Genomic DNA, 19306 nt, shown 5'->3' on the forward strand with positions numbered 1-19306 from the left:
TGAGGTCACGAACGGCAGCTTCGGAGCAGCGAAACTCGTGGAATCCCTGGGTACCTGACCGGCAGCTTTGCGGAAGTCGCAACGACCGCTCGGGGTCGTTAGGGTAACTTGCTAGTTTCGGCAACCGGCCATTCTTATCGCATACAGCTGAGCGGAATCGAGCGACACCATTGGCCGAACTGCTGTGTGACGGTGATTTTCAGGTTGATTACCAGTTGCTAAGCGTTCAGCCACTTCCAAGCTGGATCCAAGAGTCGATCCCGTCTGACAAAACAGTACTCAACTGCCGGCCTCTCAATGACGAAGACGCAAAGTTTATGAGCACCACCTAGATCTCATCAGAACGATCAACGATCTCAAGCTTGAACTGCCAGCCCTCGAACGCCGACAGCATGCGCCCGAAGTCATTCCATGAGATTTCACGGCCATCAATCACGAGCAGAGGAGTCCGCTCCACCGCGGACTCATCCCAATCGATACGCCCCCGCACCGTCTGCTCAGCGATCTCAGTTTTCTCGCCTTCAGTCGCCAGATGCCTGATCGAGAGCAAACGGCGAAGTCGTTCGATCAGCTTCGCAAGCAATGCAAGTAGCTCTTGCTCAGGATTCCCGATGACCTGGCACTGATAGCCTGACGGGCGACCATCGCGAAGTTCAAAGGCATCCAGAGCAACGATGCTCCCATGAAGACGCGTTCGGAAGTAGAAACGATGCGTCTCCCCTACGCTGTCCGTGAGGTCGATCGGCTCGAGCGGGATATCTTCAAAGTGCGCAAGACCACCTAGCCGGGCAACGTCCGCGTTGAAGCATCGAGTACAAAACTGGCGACAGCTTCCTTCGGCACCGCGATAACTGACGATGTCGTAGTGCGGCGTAAGCTGGCCACAGCTCTCGCATGGAATCGTGTCTTGGTCCATCACGCCCCCTCGATGTGCCTTCATTTTTGAAGCTTGCTCCGCCGGCCAGTTGCCGGCGATACCCAGGCTGATCGCCAGGAGCCGTGGCGTCAGAGTACACCCGAAAAAAAAGCCCGAGGGACTGCCCGGGCGTTTTCGACTTTATTGACCTGTTCTCGACTTTATTGTCACGTTGTCGACTTTATTTGCGCGGAACAAAAGCACACGCCCCCGCCGCCGACTTACTCCACCGTCACCGACTTCGCCAGGTTCCGGGGCTTGTCCACATCCGTACCCTTGACCAATGCGGCGTGGTAGGACAGCAGCTGCAGCGGGATCACGTGCAGCACGGGCGACAGCATGCCGTAGTGCTCGGGCATGTGCAGGATGTGCACGCCTTCGGATTCCGGGATCTCGCTGCCGGCGTCGGCAAACACGTAGAGCTCGCCGCCGCGGGCGCGGACTTCCTGCAGGTTGGACTTGAGCTTCTCGAGCAGTTCGTCCGCGGGCGATACGGCGATCACCGGCATGTCCTTGTCCACCAGCGCGAGCGGGCCGTGCTTGAGCTCGCCGGCGGCGTAGGCTTCGGCGTGGATGTAGGAGATCTCCTTGAGCTTGAGCGCACCTTCCATGGCGATCGGCCAGTGGCTGCCGCGGCCGAGGAAGAGCGCGTGCTCCTTGCCGGCGAAGCGCTGGGCCCACTTTTCGATTTCGGGCTCGAGCTCCAGCACCTTCTGCACGGCGACGGGCAGGTGGCGCAGGGCGGCCAGGCGGCGCTCTTCGTCTTCGGCGCTGAGGCGACCGTTGAGCTTGGCCAGCGCCAGGGTAAGCAGCGCAAAGGCGGCGAGCTGGGTGGTGAAGGCCTTGGTGGAGGCAACACCGATCTCGGGGCCGGCGCGGGTGATGAAGCGCAGCGCGGTCTCGCGCACGATGGCCGATTCGGGCACGTTGCAGATCGCCAGCGTGCGCTGCATGCCGAGCGCCTTGGCGTGCTTGAGCGCGGCGAGGGTGTCGGCGGTCTCGCCCGACTGCGAGATGACCACGACCAGAGTGTCGGCGTCGGGCACGGATTCGCGGTAGCGGTATTCGCTGGCGATCTCGACGGTAACCGGCAGCTTGGCGATGGCCTCGATCCAGTAGCGTGCGACCAGACCGGCGTGGTAGCTGGTACCGCAGGCCAGGATGAGCACGCGACGCACGCCGTCGAAGACCTCGGCCGCACGCGCGCCGAAGTGCTGCGGCGTGATGCCGGCGCCGCCGCCGATCAGCTCGAGCGTGTTGGCCAGGGCCTGGGGCTGCTCGAAGATTTCCTTCTGCATGTAGTGACGGTACTGGCCGAGCTCGACGGCGTCGGCCGACAAACTCGACAGATGCACCGCGCGCTCGACCGGGGTGCCGTCGGCGAGCACGATGCGGTAGCTGTCGCGGCGCAGCTCTGCGAGATCGCCGTCTTCCAGGTACACCACCTTGCGTGTGACCTGGAGCAGTGCAGCGGTGTCGGAGGCAGCGTACATGCCGTCTTCGCCCACGCCCAGCAGCAGCGGCGAACCGCGGCGGGCGACGATGGCACGCCCGGTCTCGGCCTCGGCCAGCACGCCGATGGCGTAGGCGCCGACGAGCTCGTTGGTGGCCGCACGCACGGCGTCGAAGAGGTCGGGCGTAGTCTGCAGCTTGCTGTGGATGAGGTGGGCGATGGCCTCGGTGTCGGTCTCGGATTCGAAGACGTAGCCCTTGCCCTGCAGGTCGGACTTGATGGCCTCGAAGTTCTCGATGATGCCGTTGTGCACCACCGCCAGGCCGCCCGAGATGTGCGGGTGGGCGTTGCGCTCGGAGGGCACGCCGTGGGTGGCCCAACGCGTGTGGGCGATACCGATGTTGGCGGAGAGCTGGCGCGCATCGGCCAGCGCAGCGAGCTCGGCGACGCGGCCGCAGGCACGCAGGCGGGTGAGTTCGCCCGCAAGCACGGCCAGGCCGGCGGAGTCATAGCCGCGGTATTCGAGCTTGCGCAGGCCTTCGAGCAGGACAGGGACGACGTTGTTCGACGCGATCGCAGTGACGATGCCACACATGGAAGGGCTTCCTTGAAGAGGTGTTCGTTTTGGTTTTTTGGGGCGGATTCAGCGCGGTTGCTTGACCGGGCGCTTCCACTCCAGGCTGATCTGCTTGACGCGGGTCACGGTGAGTTGCCCTGCAGGTGCATCCTTGGTCAGCGTGGTGCCGGCGCCCAGGGTGGCGCCGCGACCCACGCGTACCGGCGCGACGAGCTGGGTGTCGGAGCCGATGAAGACCTCGTCTTCGATGATGGTGCGGTGCTTGTTGGCGCCATCGTAGTTGCAGGTGATGGTGCCGGCGCCGATGTTGACCTTGCTGCCGACGTCGGCGTCACCGACGTACGCCAGGTGGTTGGCCTTGGAGTGGTCGGCGATGACGCTGTTCTTGACCTCGACGAAGTTGCCCAGATGCACGTCACTGCCGAGCACGGTGCCCGGGCGGGTACGGGCGTAGGGCCCGATCACGCAGGCCTGGCCCATGGCGGTGCTGTCGACGTGGCTGAAGGGTTCGAGCCGGGTGCCGGCGCCGATGCGGGCGTTGCGCACCACGCAGTTGGGGCCGATGCGCACGCTGTCGCCGAGTTCGACCGTACCTTCGAAGACGCAATTGACGTCGATCTCGACGTCCCGCCCGACCGTAAGCGTGCCGCGCACGTCGATGCGTGCGGGGTCGATCAGGGTGGCGCCTTCTTCCATCAGGCGGCGGGCAATGTTGCCCTGGTGGATGCGCTCGAGCTCGGCGAGCTGCACCTTGTTATTGACACCGAGCGTCTCGGCGAAGGCGTCGGGCTGCACCGTGGCGACATCCACGCCGTCGGCCACGGCCAGGCCGATGATGTCGGTGAGGTAGTACTCGCCCTGGGCGTTGTCGTTGCCGATGCGGCCGAGCCAGTCGCGCAGGCGGGCGACGGGGGCGATCAGGATGCCGGTATTGACCTCGCGCACACGGCGCTGCTCGGCGCTGGCGTCCTTCTCCTCGACGATGCGGGTGACGCGGCCGTCGGTGTCGCGCAGGATGCGGCCGTAGCCGGTGGGGTCGTCCATCTCGACCGTGAGCAGGGCGAGACGGGCATCGCCTGCGGCCTCGACCAGGCGGCGCAGCGTGGGTACGCCGATGAGGGGGACGTCGCCGTACAGCACCAGCGCCATGTCGCCGTCGGTCAGGTGCGGCAGCGCTTGCTGCACCGCATGACCGGTGCCCAGCTGCGGGGCCTGCCGCGCCCAGGCGAGGTCGGGGGCATCGAGGCGCTCGCGCACCACTTCTCCGCCATGCCCATAGACCACGCAGATGCGTTGGGCATCGAGTGTGCGTGCTGCATCGAGCACATGCGCCAGCATCGGCTTGCCGGCAATGGGTTGCAGGACTTTGGGCAGGACCGAGCGCATGCGCTTGCCTTGGCCGGCAGCGAGAACGACGACTTCCATAGAAGATTCCACGGTGGCAAATTGGCGCGGAGTTTAGCATGTGCGCGGCAACGCAACCTGTGAGCAAATGCATGGAGCATCAGCAAAAAATACCACTTTGGGAACAAAACCACGTTTTGATTGCCGCATTGCACAATTTGATCGTTTTTTGTCTTATTCCCGCCGCACACAGCCCCTAGAATTGCGCGTTGTAACGCACACGATACCGAGAACCGACATGCAAGCTCCCGCCCCCGAGTTCATCCAGAACCGCACCTTCGACGAGATCCAGGTCGGCGACGTCGCCACCCTGGTGCGCACGCTCCGCCCCGAGGACATCCACCTGTTCGCGGCCATGTCGGGCGACGTCAACCCGACCCACGTCGACCTCGAATACGCCCGCTCCAGCCAGTTCCGCGAAGTCGTCGGCCACAGCATGTGGGGCAGTACGCTGATCTCCACCATCCTCGGCACCGAGTTCCCTGGCCCGGGCACCGTCTATGTGTCGCAGGGGCTCAACTTCTGGCGCCCGATCACCATTGGCGACACGCTTACGATCAGCGTCACCTGCAAGGAAAAGTTCGAGCACAACCACCACATCGTCTTCGACTGCCTGGCGGTGAACCAGGACGGCTTGAAGGTGATCGACGGCGTGGCCGAGGTGATGGCGCCGACCGAGAAGATCCGCCGCCCGCGCGTGGTGCTGCCCGAGGTCACGGTGTCCGACCGCGAGCTGCGCTACCGCCACCTGCTGTCGGTGTCGTCCGGGCTGGCGCCGATCCCGATCGCCGTCGCCCACCCCTGCGACCGCGAGTCCCTGCTCGGCCCGGTGCAGGCAGCCCAGGCCGGCCTGGTCGACCCGATCCTGGTCGGGCCCGAGTCGCGCATCCGCAGCGTGGCCGAAGAACACGGCATCGACCTCAAGGGCCTTCGCATCGTCGATACCGCGCACAGCCACGCCTCCGCCGAGACGGCCGTAGCCCTGTGCCGCGACGGGGGCGCCGAAGCCCTGATGAAGGGTTCGCTGCACACCGACGAGATGATGAGCCAGGTCATCAAGCACCTGCGCACCGGCCGCCGCATCAGCCACGTCTTCCTCGCCGACGTGCCGACCTACCCGCATCCGCTGATGATCACCGACGCCGCAATCATGATCGAGCCCACGCTCGAGGATAAGGTCGACATCATCCAGAACGCGATCGAGCTTGCACACATCCTCGGCCTGCCCGAACCCAAGGTGGCGATCCTGTCGGCGGTCGAGACCGTCACCCCCAAGATCCGCTCCACGATCGAGGCCGCCGCGCTGTGCAAGATGGCCGACCGCGGCCAGATCAAGGGCGGCCTGCTCGACGGCCCGCTCGCCTTCGACAACGCCGTTTCGCTGGTCGCCGCCAAGACCAAGGGCATCAAGTCGCTCGTCGCCGGCAACGCCGACATCCTGGTGGTGCCCGACCTCGAATCCGGCAACATGGTGGCCAAGCAGCTCGAGTACCTGGCCAATGCGCTGATGGCCGGCGTAGTGCTCGGCGCACGCGTGCCCATCGTGCTGACCAGCCGCGCCGACACCGCCGAGACGCGTACCGCGTCGTGCGCGGTCGTGCAGCTGATGGCACACAGGAAGCGTGAGGCGCTGGCACGATGAAAGCCGTCCTCGTTCTCAATGCAGGCTCGTCGAGCCTCAAGTTCGCGCTCTATCCGATCAACGGCGAGGTCGCACTCGCACCTGCGGTGTCGGGGCAGGTCGAAGGCATCGGCGCCACGCCCGAGGTCACGCTCAGGACGGCCGCCGGCGAGCGCATCCAGGAACCGGTCGCCACTGGCGGCAGCCAGGGCGAACAGCACCGCGACGCGCTCGAGCACGTCTTCGGCTTGCTCAACCGCCACAATCCGGCGCTCGACATCGTCGCTGCCGGTCATCGCATCGTGCATGGCGGCGAGCGCTACAGCGCGCCGGTCGTCCTCGACGCGCGCCTGCTCGAAGAGCTGGAAGACTTCGTCCCCCTCGCTCCGCTGCACCAGCCGCACAACCTGCGCGCGGTCCACGCGGTCGCGGCGCTGCTGCCGTCGATCCCCCAGGTCGGCTGCTTCGACACCGCCTTCCATCGCACCCAGCCCGCGCTCGCGCAAGCCTTCGCCTTGCCGCGCCGCCTGACCAAGGGCGGCATCAAGCGCTACGGCTTCCACGGCCTGTCCTATGACTACGTGGCACGCCAGCTGCCCGAAGTGATCGGCGAGCGCGCCCAAGGCGCGGTGGTGATCGCCCACCTGGGTAACGGCGCCTCGATGTGCGCCCTGCGCGACGGCAAGAGCGTGGCCTCGACGATGGGCTTCACCGCGGTCGAGGGCCTGATGATGGGCACCCGCAGCGGCAGCATCGACCCCGGCGTGCTCCTCTACCTCATGGAGGAAAAGGGCATGGACGCGCGCGCGCTGACTCGCTTGCTCTACAAGGAATCAGGCCTGCTCGGCGTATCGGGCATCAGCCAGGACATGCGCACCCTGCTCGCCTCCGAAGCCCCCGAGGCCCAGGAAGCGGTGGATCTGTTCTGCTACCGCATCGCGCGCGAACTCGGCTCTCTGGCTGCGGCCGCAGGCGGGCTGGATGCGCTGGTGTTCACCGGCGGCATCGGCGAACACGCCGCCGCAGTGCGCGAGAAGGTGTGCGCCATGGCCGCCTGGATGGGTGTGGAGATCGATTCCGCCGCCAACACCGACCATGCCCGTCGCATCGACACCGCCACCAGCCGCGTCGCCGTCGCCGTGGTGCCGACCAACGAAGAGCGCATGATCGCGCGCTACACCGCGCAGGCGCTGGGCCTGTAACCCCACAGCCCCCCCTGTAGGAGCGGCGCAAGCCGCGAGCCTTTCGGGGGGAGGCCCTGCCCCTCATCGCCTTCAACCCCTCGCGGCTGGCGCCGCTCCTACAGGGAGGCGACGCGCGCTGGGTTGGCTGTAGGAGCGACGCAAGTCGCGAGCCTCTCATCGGCCGTCCCCCCACCCTCGTCCGCCTTCAAACCCTCGCGGCTGGCGCCGCTCCTACAGGGGAGACGCGCGCTGGGTTGGCTGTAGGAGCGACGCTAGTCGCGAGCCTTCCTTCGGCTGCCCACCCACCCGCATCGCCTTCAAACCCTCGCGGCTGGCGCCGCTCCTACAGGGGGGCGCGAGTCGCGAGCCTTTCAGGGGCCGATGTGCGGCCAGGGTATTCCCGCCTTGGGCAAACCGGGCACATAGTGCTAACGTCATGAACACCAGCACGACGGAGCGCACCATGAGAGCACGCACCCTTCTCGCCACCGCGGTCATGATGGCCGCCTTCGGTGCCCTGGCCAGGCAGCCGGTCGACACCGGCCACGGCGGCGCTGTCGCCACCATCTCCCACCACGCCAGCCTGGCGGCGATGGAGATCCTCAACGCCGGCGGCAATGCGATCGACGCAGCCGTGGCCGCTGCGGCAACGCTCGGCGTCACCGACCCCTTCAGCTGCGGCATCGGTGGCGGCGGCTTCATGCTCATCTACTCGGCCAAGGACCGCCGGGTAATCGCCGTCGACCACCGCGAGGTCGCCCCCGCCAGCTTTCACCCCGGGGTGTTCCTGAATGCCGACGGCAGCGCAATGGACTGGAAGGCCGCCGTGCCCAACGGCCTGTCGGTGGGCGTGCCCGGAACGGTGCGTGGCTGGCATGAGGCGCTGACGCGCTATGGCACGATGGGCTTCGAGCAGGTGCTGGCGCCGGCGATCCGCGTCGCCGAGGAAGGCTTCGAGGTCGGGCCCAACTTCCATCGCATCAACACCGCCAACGAAGCCAAGTTCGCGCGCTTCTCCACCACATCGGCGCTTTACCTGCAGGACGGCAAGGCGCTACCGGTGGGCAGCCTGCATCGCAACCCCGAGCTGGCGCAGACCTACCGCGACATCGCGCGCGGCGGCGTGAAGGCCTTCTACGAGGGGCCGATCGCCGCCAGCATGGTGGCGGCGGTGAACCACCCGCCCGCCAATCCGGGCGTCGAGGTCATCCCCGGCAGCCTGACGATGGCCGACCTCAAGGACTACGAGGCGCGGCTACGCCAGCCGATCCGCTCGAGCTACCGCGGCTACGAGATCCTCGGCATGCCGACGCCCTCGAGCAGCGGTATCGCCATCGCCCAAGCCCTGAACATCATGGAAAGCTTCGACCTCAGCGGCAAGTCGCGCGCCGAGATCGAGCACCTGTACCTGGAAGCCTCGCGACTCGCCTTCGCCGACCGCAATGCCTACGTGGCTGACGAGGCCTTCACCGACGTGCCCTTCGAAGGCTTGTTGTCGAAGGACTACGCGCGCGAGCGCGCCCGTCTGATCAGCGCCACGGCGGCGCCCGGCAAGGTGGAACAGGGCGACCCCTACGCCTTCCAGAACGACCTGTCGGTGCCACTGCGCCCGACGCCGCGGCCGCTGGCACAGGAGTCGATGCACACCACGCACCTGGCGGTGTCGGACCGCGAGGGCAACATCGTCGCCTACACCTTCACCATCGAGGACTGGGGCGGCAGCGGCATCGTCGTGCCGGGGCGCGGCTTCCTGCTCAACAACGAGCTCACAGACTTCGACTTCAGCGCCCCCCACCCCAATGTCCCAGAGGCCTTCAAGCGTCCGCGCTCGAGCATGAGCCCGACCATCGTGTTGAAGGACGGCGCGCCCGCCTTCACCATCGGCTCGCCGGGCGGCTCCACCATCATCACCACCACGCTGCAGACCATCGTCAACCACATCGACCTCGGCATGAGCCTGGCCGATGCGCTCGCCGCCCCGCGCATGAGCCAGCGCAATGGCGACACCACCCTGGTCGAGACGCTGCTGCAGTTCCCCGGCAGCGAACAGGCCAGGGCGCTCGAGGCGATGGGTCACCAGTGGCGCGAGACCGAGCAGATCGGCGCCGCCAACGGCATCCGCTTCAATGCCGATGGCACGGTCACCGCAGTCAGCGAACCACTGCGCCACGGCGGTGGCAGCGCGATCGTGCAGAAGCACTAGGCCTAGAGCAGCGTCCTTGCCTCGTCCACGCCGATCCACAGCGCGGTCGCGGCGAGCAGCGCTGCCATCGTGTAGTTGAAGACCATCAGCGCAGCCGGCTGCTGCAGCCAGGCCCGCAGACGCGCACCAGCAACCGCCCACACGGTGATGCAGGGCAGGTTCACCGACATGCACACCAGCGCCAGACCTGCCGCCGTTTTCCAGTCGGCATCGCGCGGCAGGAACAGGATGGCGATGTTGAGCACCATCATCCACGCCTTCGGGTTCACCCACTGGAACAGCGCCGCGGCCACGAAGCCGAGCGGCGCGACACGCCCGCCACGCCCCGGCTGGCCCGCGCGCGCCTGGCGCAGCGCCAGCCACAGCAGATAGGTGCAGCCCACCACCACCAGCGGCAGGCGCAGGGCGTCGAGCCAGGCCATCACCCAGGCCAGGCCACTGGCGACGATCAGCACCTGGACACTGTTGCCGACGCTGACGCCAAGCAGGTGCGGCAGCGTGCGGCGGAAACCGAAATTGACCCCCGATGCGGCGAGCATGATGTTGTTGGGTCCCGGGGTAACGGACATCGTGGCGACGTAGGTCATCAGCGGCAGGTCGATCATGGTGTTCTCCTCGGGAGGCTTCGGGAGATCACTATACGAACGACAGCACTCAGGTTACAGGTCCAGAGAAATAGTTTTATAGTGGTTACAGATTGAAGACAGAACGCACTGTAACCATCAAAGGACCAACCTACTGTGCCCCCTCCCGCCGCCATTGCCACCCCGCTCTATCAGACGCTGACCGAAGAGTTGCGCGAAGCGATTCGCGACGGCCGCCTGGTCGCTGGCGCCCGCCTGCCTTCGGTGCGCGAGGCGGCAAACAGCCGCGGCATCAGCATCAACACGGTACTGGCCGCCTACCGCCAGCTCGAGGCCAACGGCCTGGTCGACGCGCGTCCGCAATCAGGCTACTTCGTGCGCTCGCAGCTTGCCGTACCGCCCGCCCCGCAGGCCGCCGCCGCCGAGCCGAGCTCGGCGATCGCCGCCGAAAGCACGGTGCTGAGCCGGATCGCCAGCGTGCTCGCCGCACAGACCCGCCCCGACACCATCGACCTGTCGCTCGCCTGCCCCAAGGGCAGCGACTTCTATCCCGGCGAGAAGCTGGGCCGCATCGTCGCCGACCTCACCCGCCGCCACCCCGAGCTGCTCACCGACTATTCGCTGCCACCGGGCCCGCTGTTGCTGCGGCGCGAGATCTGCCGCCACGCCACCGAGCTCGGCATGCAGCTGCAGCCCGACGCCATCCTGCTCACCAACGGCTGCATGGAAGCCCTGCAGCTGGCGCTGCACGCCACCACCCGGGCAGGCGACACGGTGGGCCTGGAGTCGCCGACCTATTTCAACCTGATCCCACTGCTCGACCGCCTGGGCCTCAAGGCGATCGAGATCCCCACCCATCCCGAGGGCGGACTGTCGCTCGACGCGCTGGAATTGCTGCTTTCGGAAGGACGATTGAAGGTGGTGGTGACCATGCCCACCGTGCACAACCCGCTGGGCACCAGCATGAGCCCGGCCAACAAGCGCCGGCTCGCCAACCTGGCGCGCACCTACAAGGTGCCGGTGATCGAGGACGCGCTCTACGCCGAGCTGCAGTTCAGCACGCCGCTGCAGCCGACCGCGAAGGCCTTCGACCGCGACGGCTGGATCATCGTGTGCGCGTCCTACACCAAGACGCTGGCGCCCGGCATGCGCGTGGGCTGGATGGAAGGCGGACGCTTCGGCCGCGAGCTGGCCGAGCTGAAGTTCTGCTCGTCGGTGGCCCAGCCCGCCCTGCTGGGCGAGGCCATCGGGCGCTTCCTCGAGAGCGGCGGCTACGCCCAGCACATCCGCCGTCTGCGCCGCACCTATGCCGCGCAGACCGAGCGCCTGCGCGGCCTGATCCACGACGCCTTTCCCGCCGGCACGCGCGCCACCCAGCCCAGCGGCGGCTTCCTGGTGTGGGTGGAGCTGCCCGAGGGCTGCGACACCAACCGCCTGTTCGACCTCGCCCTGCGCCGCGGCATCGGCATGACGCCCGGCAAGCTGTACTCGCCGTCGGGCCGCTACACCCGCCACCTACGCCTGTCGGGCTGCTACCCCTTCAGCGACCGCCACGTGCACGCGCTGATGACGCTGGGGGAGCTGGCGGGGGCGCAGCTACGCTGAGCGCCCGTCATACAAGCGTTCAACGGTTGTAACTGCCCACCCCGATCAACATGCCGTTGTGGGTACGGAAGAAGGTGTGCTTGCTTTCGATCCGGCCGGTGGTGGGATTGCGCCAGAAGTAGTCATACTCGCCTGCGCCATCGTCCTTGGCGATCTGGGCCATCTGCAGCACGATCAATTCTCCGCGCGGGTCGCGCAGCTGCATTGCGTCGGTCCCGACCAGGGCGGGTGTGGCGCCGTGGGCGAGGAACAGACCACTTTCGAGATCGACGACGAACACGTAGAGGTCGTTGCGGATGAAGCGCCCCCCAAGATGCTGGAACTCGGCCAGGGTCGCTGCGCGGTCAGCGGCCAACGCCTTGACCGCATCACGCAGCATCGCCTTGGCCTCCACCGGCGTTGCGCGCGGCGGGTAATAGCCGACCGCCACGATCACGTCGCCAACGCGCTGGAACAGCGTCACCTTCGGCTCGCCACGACTATCGGCGGGGTTGAACCAGCGGTATTCGACCCGACCCCGGCCTTCGCTGCGCGCCGTCTCGATCATCTCGCGGAAGAATGGCTTGCCTTCCGAGTCCGCGTGGTCGATAACGTTGTCGCCGACGAGTGCGGCCGATGAGCCGCCGCTGGCCAGAAACACGCCATCGGTGCGCACCGCATACGCGTACAGATCGCGATCCACGAAGGCCGACTGGCGCGCGAAGTCGCGCACGCCGGCCTCGCCCTTGTCCTCGATGTGCTTTACGGCGATCGCAAGCAAGGCCTCTGCACGCATCTCGAGCGCGGTCTTGATGACCGCCCCCTCCTCTTCCGCGGCAGCGGCGGATTGAGGCAGGCTGCCGAAGACAAGCGTCGCGCCAATCGCAAGACCGCCCAGGAAGATGACGAAGGTTTTCATGAGGGATCTCCTGAAACGCATGAGGATGAGGTCGCGCTCAGTAGCCGACCATCTTGGGTAGCCACAGGGAGAGCGCGGGGAAGAAGGCGATCACGAACAGCGCCACCACAGACGCGATGACGAACGGATGGATGCGGGCAACGATCTCCTCCACCGTCGAGCCACCGATACCCGAGGCAACGAACAGGTTCTCGCCCAGCGGCGGCGTCATGAAGCCGACCGACAGCGCGCAGATGAGGACGATGCCGACATGGGTGGGATCGGCGCCGAGCATGTACATCACCGGCAGCAGTACCGGCACCAGGATCATGATGGCCGCCAGCGTCTCCATGAACATGCCGATGAAGAGCAGGAACACGATCAGGATCGTCCAGATCAGGTACATGTTGTCGGTCAGGCTGAGCAGCGATGCGGCGACCGTTGCCGGGATCTGCTGCTCGACCAGCAGGCGGCCGAACACCGTGGCGGCGAACAGGATCAGCAGCACGCGGCCGGTGATCCAGGTTGTGGTGCGCAGCGAGTTCAGCAGCGCGGCGAACTTCAGCTCGCGGTGCAGGAAGATGCCCACGAACAAGGTGTAGAAGATCGCCACGATGGCCGACTCGGTCGGCGTGAACATGCCGGAGTAGATGCCGCCGAGGATGATCACCGGCGCGAGCAGTGACCACACGCCGCGGCGCAACGCCGCACCGATGTCGCCGACCGACCAGCGCTCGGTGAGCCCCCGATAGCCGCGCTTCTTCGAGATCAGGTAGTTGATGACAAGCAGGCTGCTGGCCATCACCAGGCCGGGCACGACGCCGGCCACGAACAGTTTGGGGATGGATACGGAGTCGAACTGGCCGAACTTCGCGATCGCCTCGGCAGGCGGTGCCATTCCGAGTGCGGAGATGCCGAAGATGACCATCGGAATCGAGGGCGGGATGATGATGCCCAGGCCGCCGGCCGAAGCCGTCACTGCAGAGGCATAGCTCTTCTCGTAGTGGCGCTTGGCCATCGCCGGGATCATCAGCATGCCGACGGCCGCCGTGGTGGCGGGCCCCGACCCCGAGATCGCGCCAAAGAACAGGCAGGCCAGCACCGTTGCGGCCCCCAGGCCGCCGGTGATCGGCCCGGCCATGGTCTCGGCGACATCTACCAGGCGCTTTGAAATGCCCGCTGCCTCCATCAGCGCCCCGGCCAGCACGAACGCAGGCAGCGCCATGAGCGGGAAGCTGCCGACCGACGTAAACGCAATCTGTACGAAGGCGATCGGATTCTTCTCGAGCACCAGGAAGGCGAGCATCGCCGAGCCGGCAAGCGACACGGTGATCGGTGCGCCCAGCAGGAGCAGGGCGAAGAAGCCGCCGAACAGGATCAGTACCAGATATTCTTCCATTGCTGTATCTCCAGGCCCCCGCGCCTCAGGCCTTCGGGGCGGCCGCAGCCGTGCGCTTGATCTTCTCGATCTCCTCTGCTTCGGGATCGAGCAGGTCGACACCCCTGAAGAGCTTCAGGTAGTTGTTCCAGAGGATGCGGATCGACATCAGCAGGAATGCGATCGGCAGGATCATGTAGAAGTACTTCATCGGAATGCCGGTCGTCTGCGACTTCCAGAACATGTTCATGCGGTTGAACACGAAGTCGTAGCTCAGCCACACGAAGTAGAGGTTGAACCCCACCCAGAGCAGGTCGGCAACGGTCTCGCTGACCTTCTTGACGATGGGCGGAAAGAAGCGGAAGTGGAACGACACGCGGTTGTGCGCCGACATCTTCGCGGCCACGACGGCGCCCAGATAGGCAAACCACACGAACATGTAGGTCGCCACCTCCTCACCCCACGGGATCGAGTAGTGAAAGAACTGGCGCAACAGGATCTGGACGAACAGGAGCACTACGAACAACGCAAGCAGCGTCTCGCACAGGTACTCTTCCGCATTGGAAAGAAACTTCAGGATGGCCCGTTTGACGGACATGGCGGCTCTCCCTGGCTGAGGCGTAACGCGTCCGAGGCGGCCGTGGGCGCCTGCACCGGGCGGGGCGCTGCGCCGGCAGCGCGAACGACGCGTTGGGGTAGAGAAGTGCTTCGGGCACCCCTGTCACGGCCCTTGCGAAAGGTTGCGGCGGGGTGCCGTGCAATCGCAAGGGCCGTGGCAGGGGATTACATCAGCGGCCCAGTGCCTTGAGGACGGCGTCGAGCTTGTCCTTGCCGCCGATGCTCTTGTGGAACTTCGGCCACACGGCAGTCGTGGCCTTCTCGATCCACTCCTTCTCGCCTTCGGCAGGATCGACGATCTCCATGCCCTTGGCGGCCAGGTCGGCGCGAATCTGCTCCTCGGTCTCCAACAGGTACTTGAAGCTGTGTTCGGTCGCTTCACGACCCGCTTCAAGGATAGCCTGCTGCACGTCCGGTTTCTGCGCCTGGAAAACCTGCTCGCTCATGATCAGCGGCTCGAGCGAGAAGATGTAGCGGATGTTGGTGATGTACTTCTGGACTTCGTTGAACTTCATCGCCGAGATGGTGATGTAGGGGTTGTCCTGGCCATCCACCACACGTTGCTGCAGGGCGGTGAAGGTCTCGGACCACGACATCGGCGTCGGGTTGATCCCCCAGGACTGATAGGTCGAGATCATGATCTCGTTCTTCGGCACCCGGATCACCAAGCCCTTGAGGTCGGCGAGCGTCGTCACCGGGCGCTTGGAGTTGGTCAGTACGCGAAAGCCCGAATAAGCCCAGCCCACGATGCGTACGCCGGCGTCGCGAATGGTGTTGTCCACCAGCTCCTGGCCCACCGCACCCTGAGTCAGCGTCTTGGCGTCTTCCGCGCTCTGGATGACGTAGGGCAGGGTCAGTACGCCGACGGTCGGCGAGAAGGGCGTTACGTTGTTGATGGCGAGAACGGAGAAGTCCAGCAGCCCCATCGCCGCGTTGTTCACCGTATCCTGCTCGTCGCCGAGCTGGCCGTTGGGGAACAGATCGACCTTGTGCTTGCCGCCGGTCTTGTCGCTGAAACTCTTGGCAAAGCTGGTGGCGAGCTCCCATTGGGTACCGCCGGCAGCATCACCGATCGCCATCTTGAAGGTGGCCGCGATGGCGCCGGGTGCGCTCAGCATCAGGCTGGCGGCGGCGAGCATCGGCATCAGTACGGATTTACGGATCTTCATGGTTGTCTCCTCGATCACTAGGGGTGGTCTTGTAGGTCTGGCTGCTGCGGGTACTGCGGTTTGCTGCATGGTGCACCACCCGTCCGCTGGACGGGGTGTCATTCCGGGGCCTTCGTCCTCCTTGCTTGTTCGATACGATCAAGGCCGTACGCCTGTTTCAGAGCACCTCGTCCTTGAGGTGGTACCAGCGATACAGCCACCATTGGCCGAACCGGCGGAAGGGCGCGAAAGCCTGCGACTCGACCATCTCACGCACATTCGGGAACGGCAGTTTCGAAGTGAAGATCGGCAGATCCAGCGTCCTGCCCTCGCCCGCGATCCACTGCGCCAGGCGGCGCCCGGCCTGGGCCGAATACATGACCCCGTTGCCGCCGTAGCCCAGCGCGTAATAGATGGTCTGCGCCGGGTCCGGCTGGTAGATGCGCGGCATCATGTCGTGGCTCACATCCACCCAGCCCCACCACGAGTAGTCGATCTGGATGCCTTCCAGCGCGGGAAACTTGCGATGCAGGTCGCGGATCAGGAAGTTCTCGTACTTCTGCTGCGGCGCATCACGCCCGGCGATGGCACTGCGGCTACCGATCTGCACCCGGTTGTCGGGCATCAGCCGGTAGTAGTGGCGCAGTACGCGGGTATCGGTGATGACCTGCGTCGTACGGAAGTTGCAGGCGTCGATCTCCGCTTCGGTCAGTGGCCGCGTTACGATGGAATTCGACAGGATCGGCAGCAGGCGATTCCTGAGCTCGGGGTGCAGGCTGTTCGACGTGTAGCCACCGGTGGCGACGCCCACCGCGCGAGCCCTTACCACGCCACCCGGTGTGCGCAGGTAGTGCACACCGTTGCGCGTCTCCCAACCCTGGACCGGGCTGGCGGGGTGTACCGTCGCCCCCAGAGCACGCGCCTTCTTGAGGTAGCCGAAGGCGAGCTTGCCGGCATGGATGCCGATGCCTTCGGGCTCGTGCATGGCGCCACAGGCTTCCTTGTCGTCGACGTACTCGCGCCTGACCGTCTCCGCGTCCAGGATGCGGGCGTCGTACTTGAAGGTTTCGCGCAGGAGTCGCGCTTCCTTCTCCAGCGTGGGCATGACCTTGTCGCGGTGGGCGATGTAGAGGTGCCCACCGGGCTGCGGGTCGCAGTCGATGTCCTTGATCAGCGCCTTGAAGTTTTCCATGCCGTCGACGCATTCGCGGTGCATCTTGAGCGCGGTCTCCAGGCCCCAGCGCTCGATCCACTGCGAGCGCTTGAGGCGGCCCGAGGCGCACTGCGCCTGTCCGCCGTTGCGCACGCTGCACCCCCAGGCGGTACGGTTGGCTTCGAGCACGGTTGCCTTGATGCCGTACTCCTGGGCCAGGAAGATCGCCGTGGTGAGCCCTGTGAAGCCGGAGCCGATGATGGCCACATCGACGTCGATGTCATGGGTGATCGGGCCATCGTCTTCCGGCGGCTCGCCGGCAGTGCCGATCCAATAGGTGGGCGCGTATTCGCGACCGTGGCCGGGCGTGGCCGATACCAGCGGATCGTAGGCCGGGTCATAAGGCCGCGCCGCGGGCGTTGGCTTGCCGCTGGCGGCCAGCTGCTTGAGGCTTGCTGCATCCATGTCCGGAATCCTCGTCGGTGAAGCCGTGCGGCCGGATCAGGCGCCGACGACCGGCGGACGGTCCTTGCGGTAGGCGTTCTTGACCGCAATCTTGCCGTTGTGGAAGGTGAACACATCGACCATGCGCGCCTCGATGCGCGTGCCGTCGGCCTTCGTGCCCGAGAACGTCGATTCGGTGACGCCGCGGTTGCCCACGACGAAGTGGTCGGGGTCGAGCCAGGCGGCATCGGGGAAGGTCTGCCAGGCAAGCTCGAAGCCCTGGCGCACAGCCTCGCGACCGACAAAGCTGCGGCCGAGAAGATCGGGGCCGGCAACGGCGTGGAAGGAGCAATCCTCGGCCATGAAGCTCATCAAGGCGTCGATGTCGTGGCGGTTCCACGCATCGCTGAAGGCTTGCAGGAAATCGACTGTGGGTTGGGTCATCTGCGTCTCCATGGGTCCCTTTGGCTTGTCATCGCTGTCCGCCCCCGGAGCGGGTCAGCGGCAGCGTCTGAGGTGCACATTAGGGATCGCGGAGGCGGCTGCGTAGGACCAGTTCGGAACAATCGTTTGGGCCAGTCCGCGTGGCCCGCACGCCCTCTTCAGGCCTGTGGGCGAAGCGCGTGCAGAACCTCGCCCAGCACGCGGATACCGGGCTCGATGCGGTCCTTCGAGATCGACGAGAAACCGAGCCGGAAGCAGTTGCGCGGCGGTGGGTCGGCGTTGAAGAAGACGCTCCCGGGTTCGATCAGCACCCCTTCGCGCTCGGCTGCGCTCGCCAGTACCGCGGCATCGAGCCAGTCAGGCCCCTCGACCCAACACGCCGAACCGCCGGTGATCGGCTGATGGCGCACCTCGGGCAAATGACGAGACAGCGCAGCGGTCAGGCACTGTGCGCGCTCATGATGTGCTGCGGACAGTCTGCGCAGCAGCGCGTCGTGATGCCCGAGCGAGAGAAAGAGCGCAAAGGCGCGCTGCATGAAGGCGGTCGGATGACGCAAGTTGAGGCGCCGCATGCCGCGCAGTTCGCGGATGAGCTCAGCCGGCCCGACCACGTAACCCAGCCGCAGCCCAGGCGCGAGGCTCTTCGACAAGCTACCGACATAGATCACCCGGTCGTGGCGATCGAGGCTCTTGAGTGCCGGTGCAGGCTCGCCCTCGAAGGGGTTCTCGCTGTCGTAGTCGTCCTCGATGAGGACGAAGTCGGACGCCTCGGCCATGCGCAGCAGCGTCTCGCGCCTGGTCATCGACATCGTGACCTGGGTGGGGCACTGGTAGCTCGGCGTGACATAGACGTAATCGCAGCGCGCCAGCGATTCGTTCGGCACCAGCCCCTCACCGTCGACCGCAAGGTCGATGATGTCCGGGCTGCGACTGCTGAAGATGTTGCGGGCGTCGGGGTAGCCGGGGTTCTCGATGCCCACCGCCGTTGTGGCACCGACCAGCAGGTCGGCAAGCAGATAGAGCGCCTGCTGGGCACCCACGGTGACGACGATCTCATCGTCCGAGGCCCACACGCCGCGTCGCGGCAGCACGCGGGTACGGATCTGCCGTACGAGCGACTCGTCGTCACGCAGGATCATGTCCTGTGCCCACTCGCTGATCTCGAGCGCGCCGAGCGTCTTCATGCAGCATTCACGCCAGTCCGCGGTCGGAAACAGGCTTGCGTCGAACTGCGCGTAGAGGAACGGGTACGGATAGCGCTGCCAGTCCGAGCGCTTCTCGATGTTGCGCTGCGCCGATGGACGAAAGCGGAAACGCCGCCCCCAGTCGGGCGCATGTGCAGGGGCGGGGGCCGGCGCCGGGCCGGCAGCACGTGCAGCACGCCCCTCGAGCATCTCCGGATTGACGAAATGCCCCTTGCGCTCGCGCGACAGGAGATAGCCTTCGTCGGCAAGCTGCTGGTAAGCGATCACCACCGTGTTGCGCGCGACGCCCAGTTGTGCGGCGAGCTCCCGGCTCGATGGAAGCGGCGCATCGAGCGGAAGCTGGCCATCCAGGATGGCCATCACCAGCATCTCACGGATCTGTGCCTGCAGACTCAGCCCGGCGGACGTGGACCGCTGGAACAGCTGCTGCCACATCGTCCCTGTGGGTTTGACACTCATCGACTCTCGCATTCCCTCACTACGCCCCCGAGC

General features: G+C 65.9%; 15 protein-coding genes. 4 read left to right on the forward strand and 11 right to left on the reverse strand.

Annotated elements, in window-relative coordinates:
- Positions 1-328 precede the first annotated feature (328 nt).
- The 3 genes from LQF09_RS16570 to glmU form a co-directional block, all read right to left on the reverse strand.
- A complete protein-coding gene (locus tag LQF09_RS16570) occupies positions 329-916 on the reverse strand; it encodes a DUF7713 domain-containing protein (RefSeq protein WP_270068491.1) in 588 nt (195 codons plus the stop codon).
- A 221-nt stretch (positions 917-1137) separates the two neighbouring features.
- Entirely contained in the window at positions 1138-2964 is a 1827-nt protein-coding gene (glmS, locus tag LQF09_RS16575; protein WP_002936371.1) for a glutamine--fructose-6-phosphate transaminase (isomerizing), read from the reverse strand.
- Positions 2965-3012: 48 nt separating this feature from the next.
- Positions 3013-4371: a bifunctional UDP-N-acetylglucosamine diphosphorylase/glucosamine-1-phosphate N-acetyltransferase GlmU gene (gene glmU / locus LQF09_RS16580; protein ID WP_270068492.1), complete on the reverse strand. Its 1359-nt coding sequence runs from the start codon at positions 4369-4371 to the stop codon at positions 3013-3015.
- Positions 4372-4588: 217 nt separating this feature from the next.
- On the opposite strand from glmU, the gene LQF09_RS16585 reads away from it, so the two are divergent.
- From LQF09_RS16585 to ggt, 3 genes are all read left to right on the forward strand, one after another.
- The gene (locus LQF09_RS16585) at positions 4589-5992 is read left to right on the forward strand and encodes a bifunctional enoyl-CoA hydratase/phosphate acetyltransferase (RefSeq protein ID WP_002925877.1); all 1404 of its coding nucleotides are present in this window, start codon (positions 4589-4591) and stop codon (positions 5990-5992) included.
- Positions 5989-7173: an acetate/propionate family kinase gene (locus LQF09_RS16590; RefSeq protein ID WP_270068493.1), complete on the forward strand. Its 1185-nt coding sequence runs from the start codon at positions 5989-5991 to the stop codon at positions 7171-7173. The genes LQF09_RS16585 and LQF09_RS16590 overlap by 4 nt, the downstream gene beginning before the upstream one ends.
- 445 nt (positions 7174-7618) lie before the next feature.
- Positions 7619-9358, forward strand: coding sequence for a gamma-glutamyltransferase (ggt, locus tag LQF09_RS16595; RefSeq protein WP_270068494.1), 1740 nt, complete (start codon positions 7619-7621; stop codon positions 9356-9358).
- Positions 9359-9360: 2 nt separating this feature from the next.
- On the opposite strand, the gene LQF09_RS16600 is transcribed toward ggt, so the two are convergent.
- On the reverse strand, positions 9361-9963 hold the full coding sequence (locus LQF09_RS16600) for a LysE family translocator (RefSeq protein WP_270068495.1): 603 nt from the start codon (positions 9961-9963) through the stop codon (positions 9361-9363).
- A 135-nt stretch (positions 9964-10098) separates the two neighbouring features.
- Here LQF09_RS16600 and LQF09_RS16605 point away from each other — a divergent pair, with 135 nt between their 5' ends.
- On the forward strand, positions 10099-11547 hold the full coding sequence (locus tag LQF09_RS16605; RefSeq protein ID WP_270068496.1) for an aminotransferase-like domain-containing protein: 1449 nt from the start codon (positions 10099-10101) through the stop codon (positions 11545-11547).
- Between the two features lie 19 nt (positions 11548-11566).
- On the opposite strand, the gene LQF09_RS16610 is transcribed toward LQF09_RS16605, so the two are convergent.
- The 7 genes from LQF09_RS16610 to pdxR form a co-directional block, all read right to left on the reverse strand.
- Positions 11567-12445, reverse strand: coding sequence for a cache domain-containing protein (locus tag LQF09_RS16610; RefSeq protein WP_270068497.1), 879 nt, complete (start codon positions 12443-12445; stop codon positions 11567-11569).
- A 37-nt stretch (positions 12446-12482) separates the two neighbouring features.
- Entirely contained in the window at positions 12483-13823 is a 1341-nt protein-coding gene (locus LQF09_RS16615) for a TRAP transporter large permease (RefSeq protein WP_270068498.1), read from the reverse strand.
- 25 nt (positions 13824-13848) lie between these two features.
- Positions 13849-14400: a TRAP transporter small permease gene (locus LQF09_RS16620; RefSeq protein ID WP_002925861.1), complete on the reverse strand. Its 552-nt coding sequence runs from the start codon at positions 14398-14400 to the stop codon at positions 13849-13851.
- Positions 14401-14590: 190 nt separating this feature from the next.
- Positions 14591-15589, reverse strand: a complete 999-nt coding sequence (locus LQF09_RS16625; protein WP_270068499.1) for a TRAP transporter substrate-binding protein — start codon at positions 15587-15589, stop codon at positions 14591-14593.
- A 157-nt stretch (positions 15590-15746) separates the two neighbouring features.
- A complete protein-coding gene (locus LQF09_RS16630; protein WP_270068500.1) occupies positions 15747-17186 on the reverse strand; it encodes an NAD(P)/FAD-dependent oxidoreductase in 1440 nt (479 codons plus the stop codon).
- A gap of 36 nt (positions 17187-17222) precedes the next feature.
- Positions 17223-17609 carry a nuclear transport factor 2 family protein gene (locus LQF09_RS16635; RefSeq protein ID WP_002925858.1) on the reverse strand — a complete coding sequence of 129 codons (387 nt, stop codon included), beginning with the start codon at positions 17607-17609 and terminating at the stop codon, positions 17223-17225.
- Positions 17610-17767: 158 nt separating this feature from the next.
- Complete coding sequence (gene pdxR / locus LQF09_RS16640) at positions 17768-19273, reverse strand: MocR-like pyridoxine biosynthesis transcription factor PdxR (RefSeq protein ID WP_270068501.1); 1506 nt, start codon at positions 19271-19273, stop codon at positions 17768-17770.
- Positions 19274-19306: the final 33 nt, after the last annotated feature.

Source organism: Thauera sp. WB-2 (assembly GCF_027594845.1).
In the GTDB taxonomy this organism is placed as follows: Bacteria; Pseudomonadota; Gammaproteobacteria; order Burkholderiales; family Rhodocyclaceae; genus Thauera; species Thauera mechernichensis.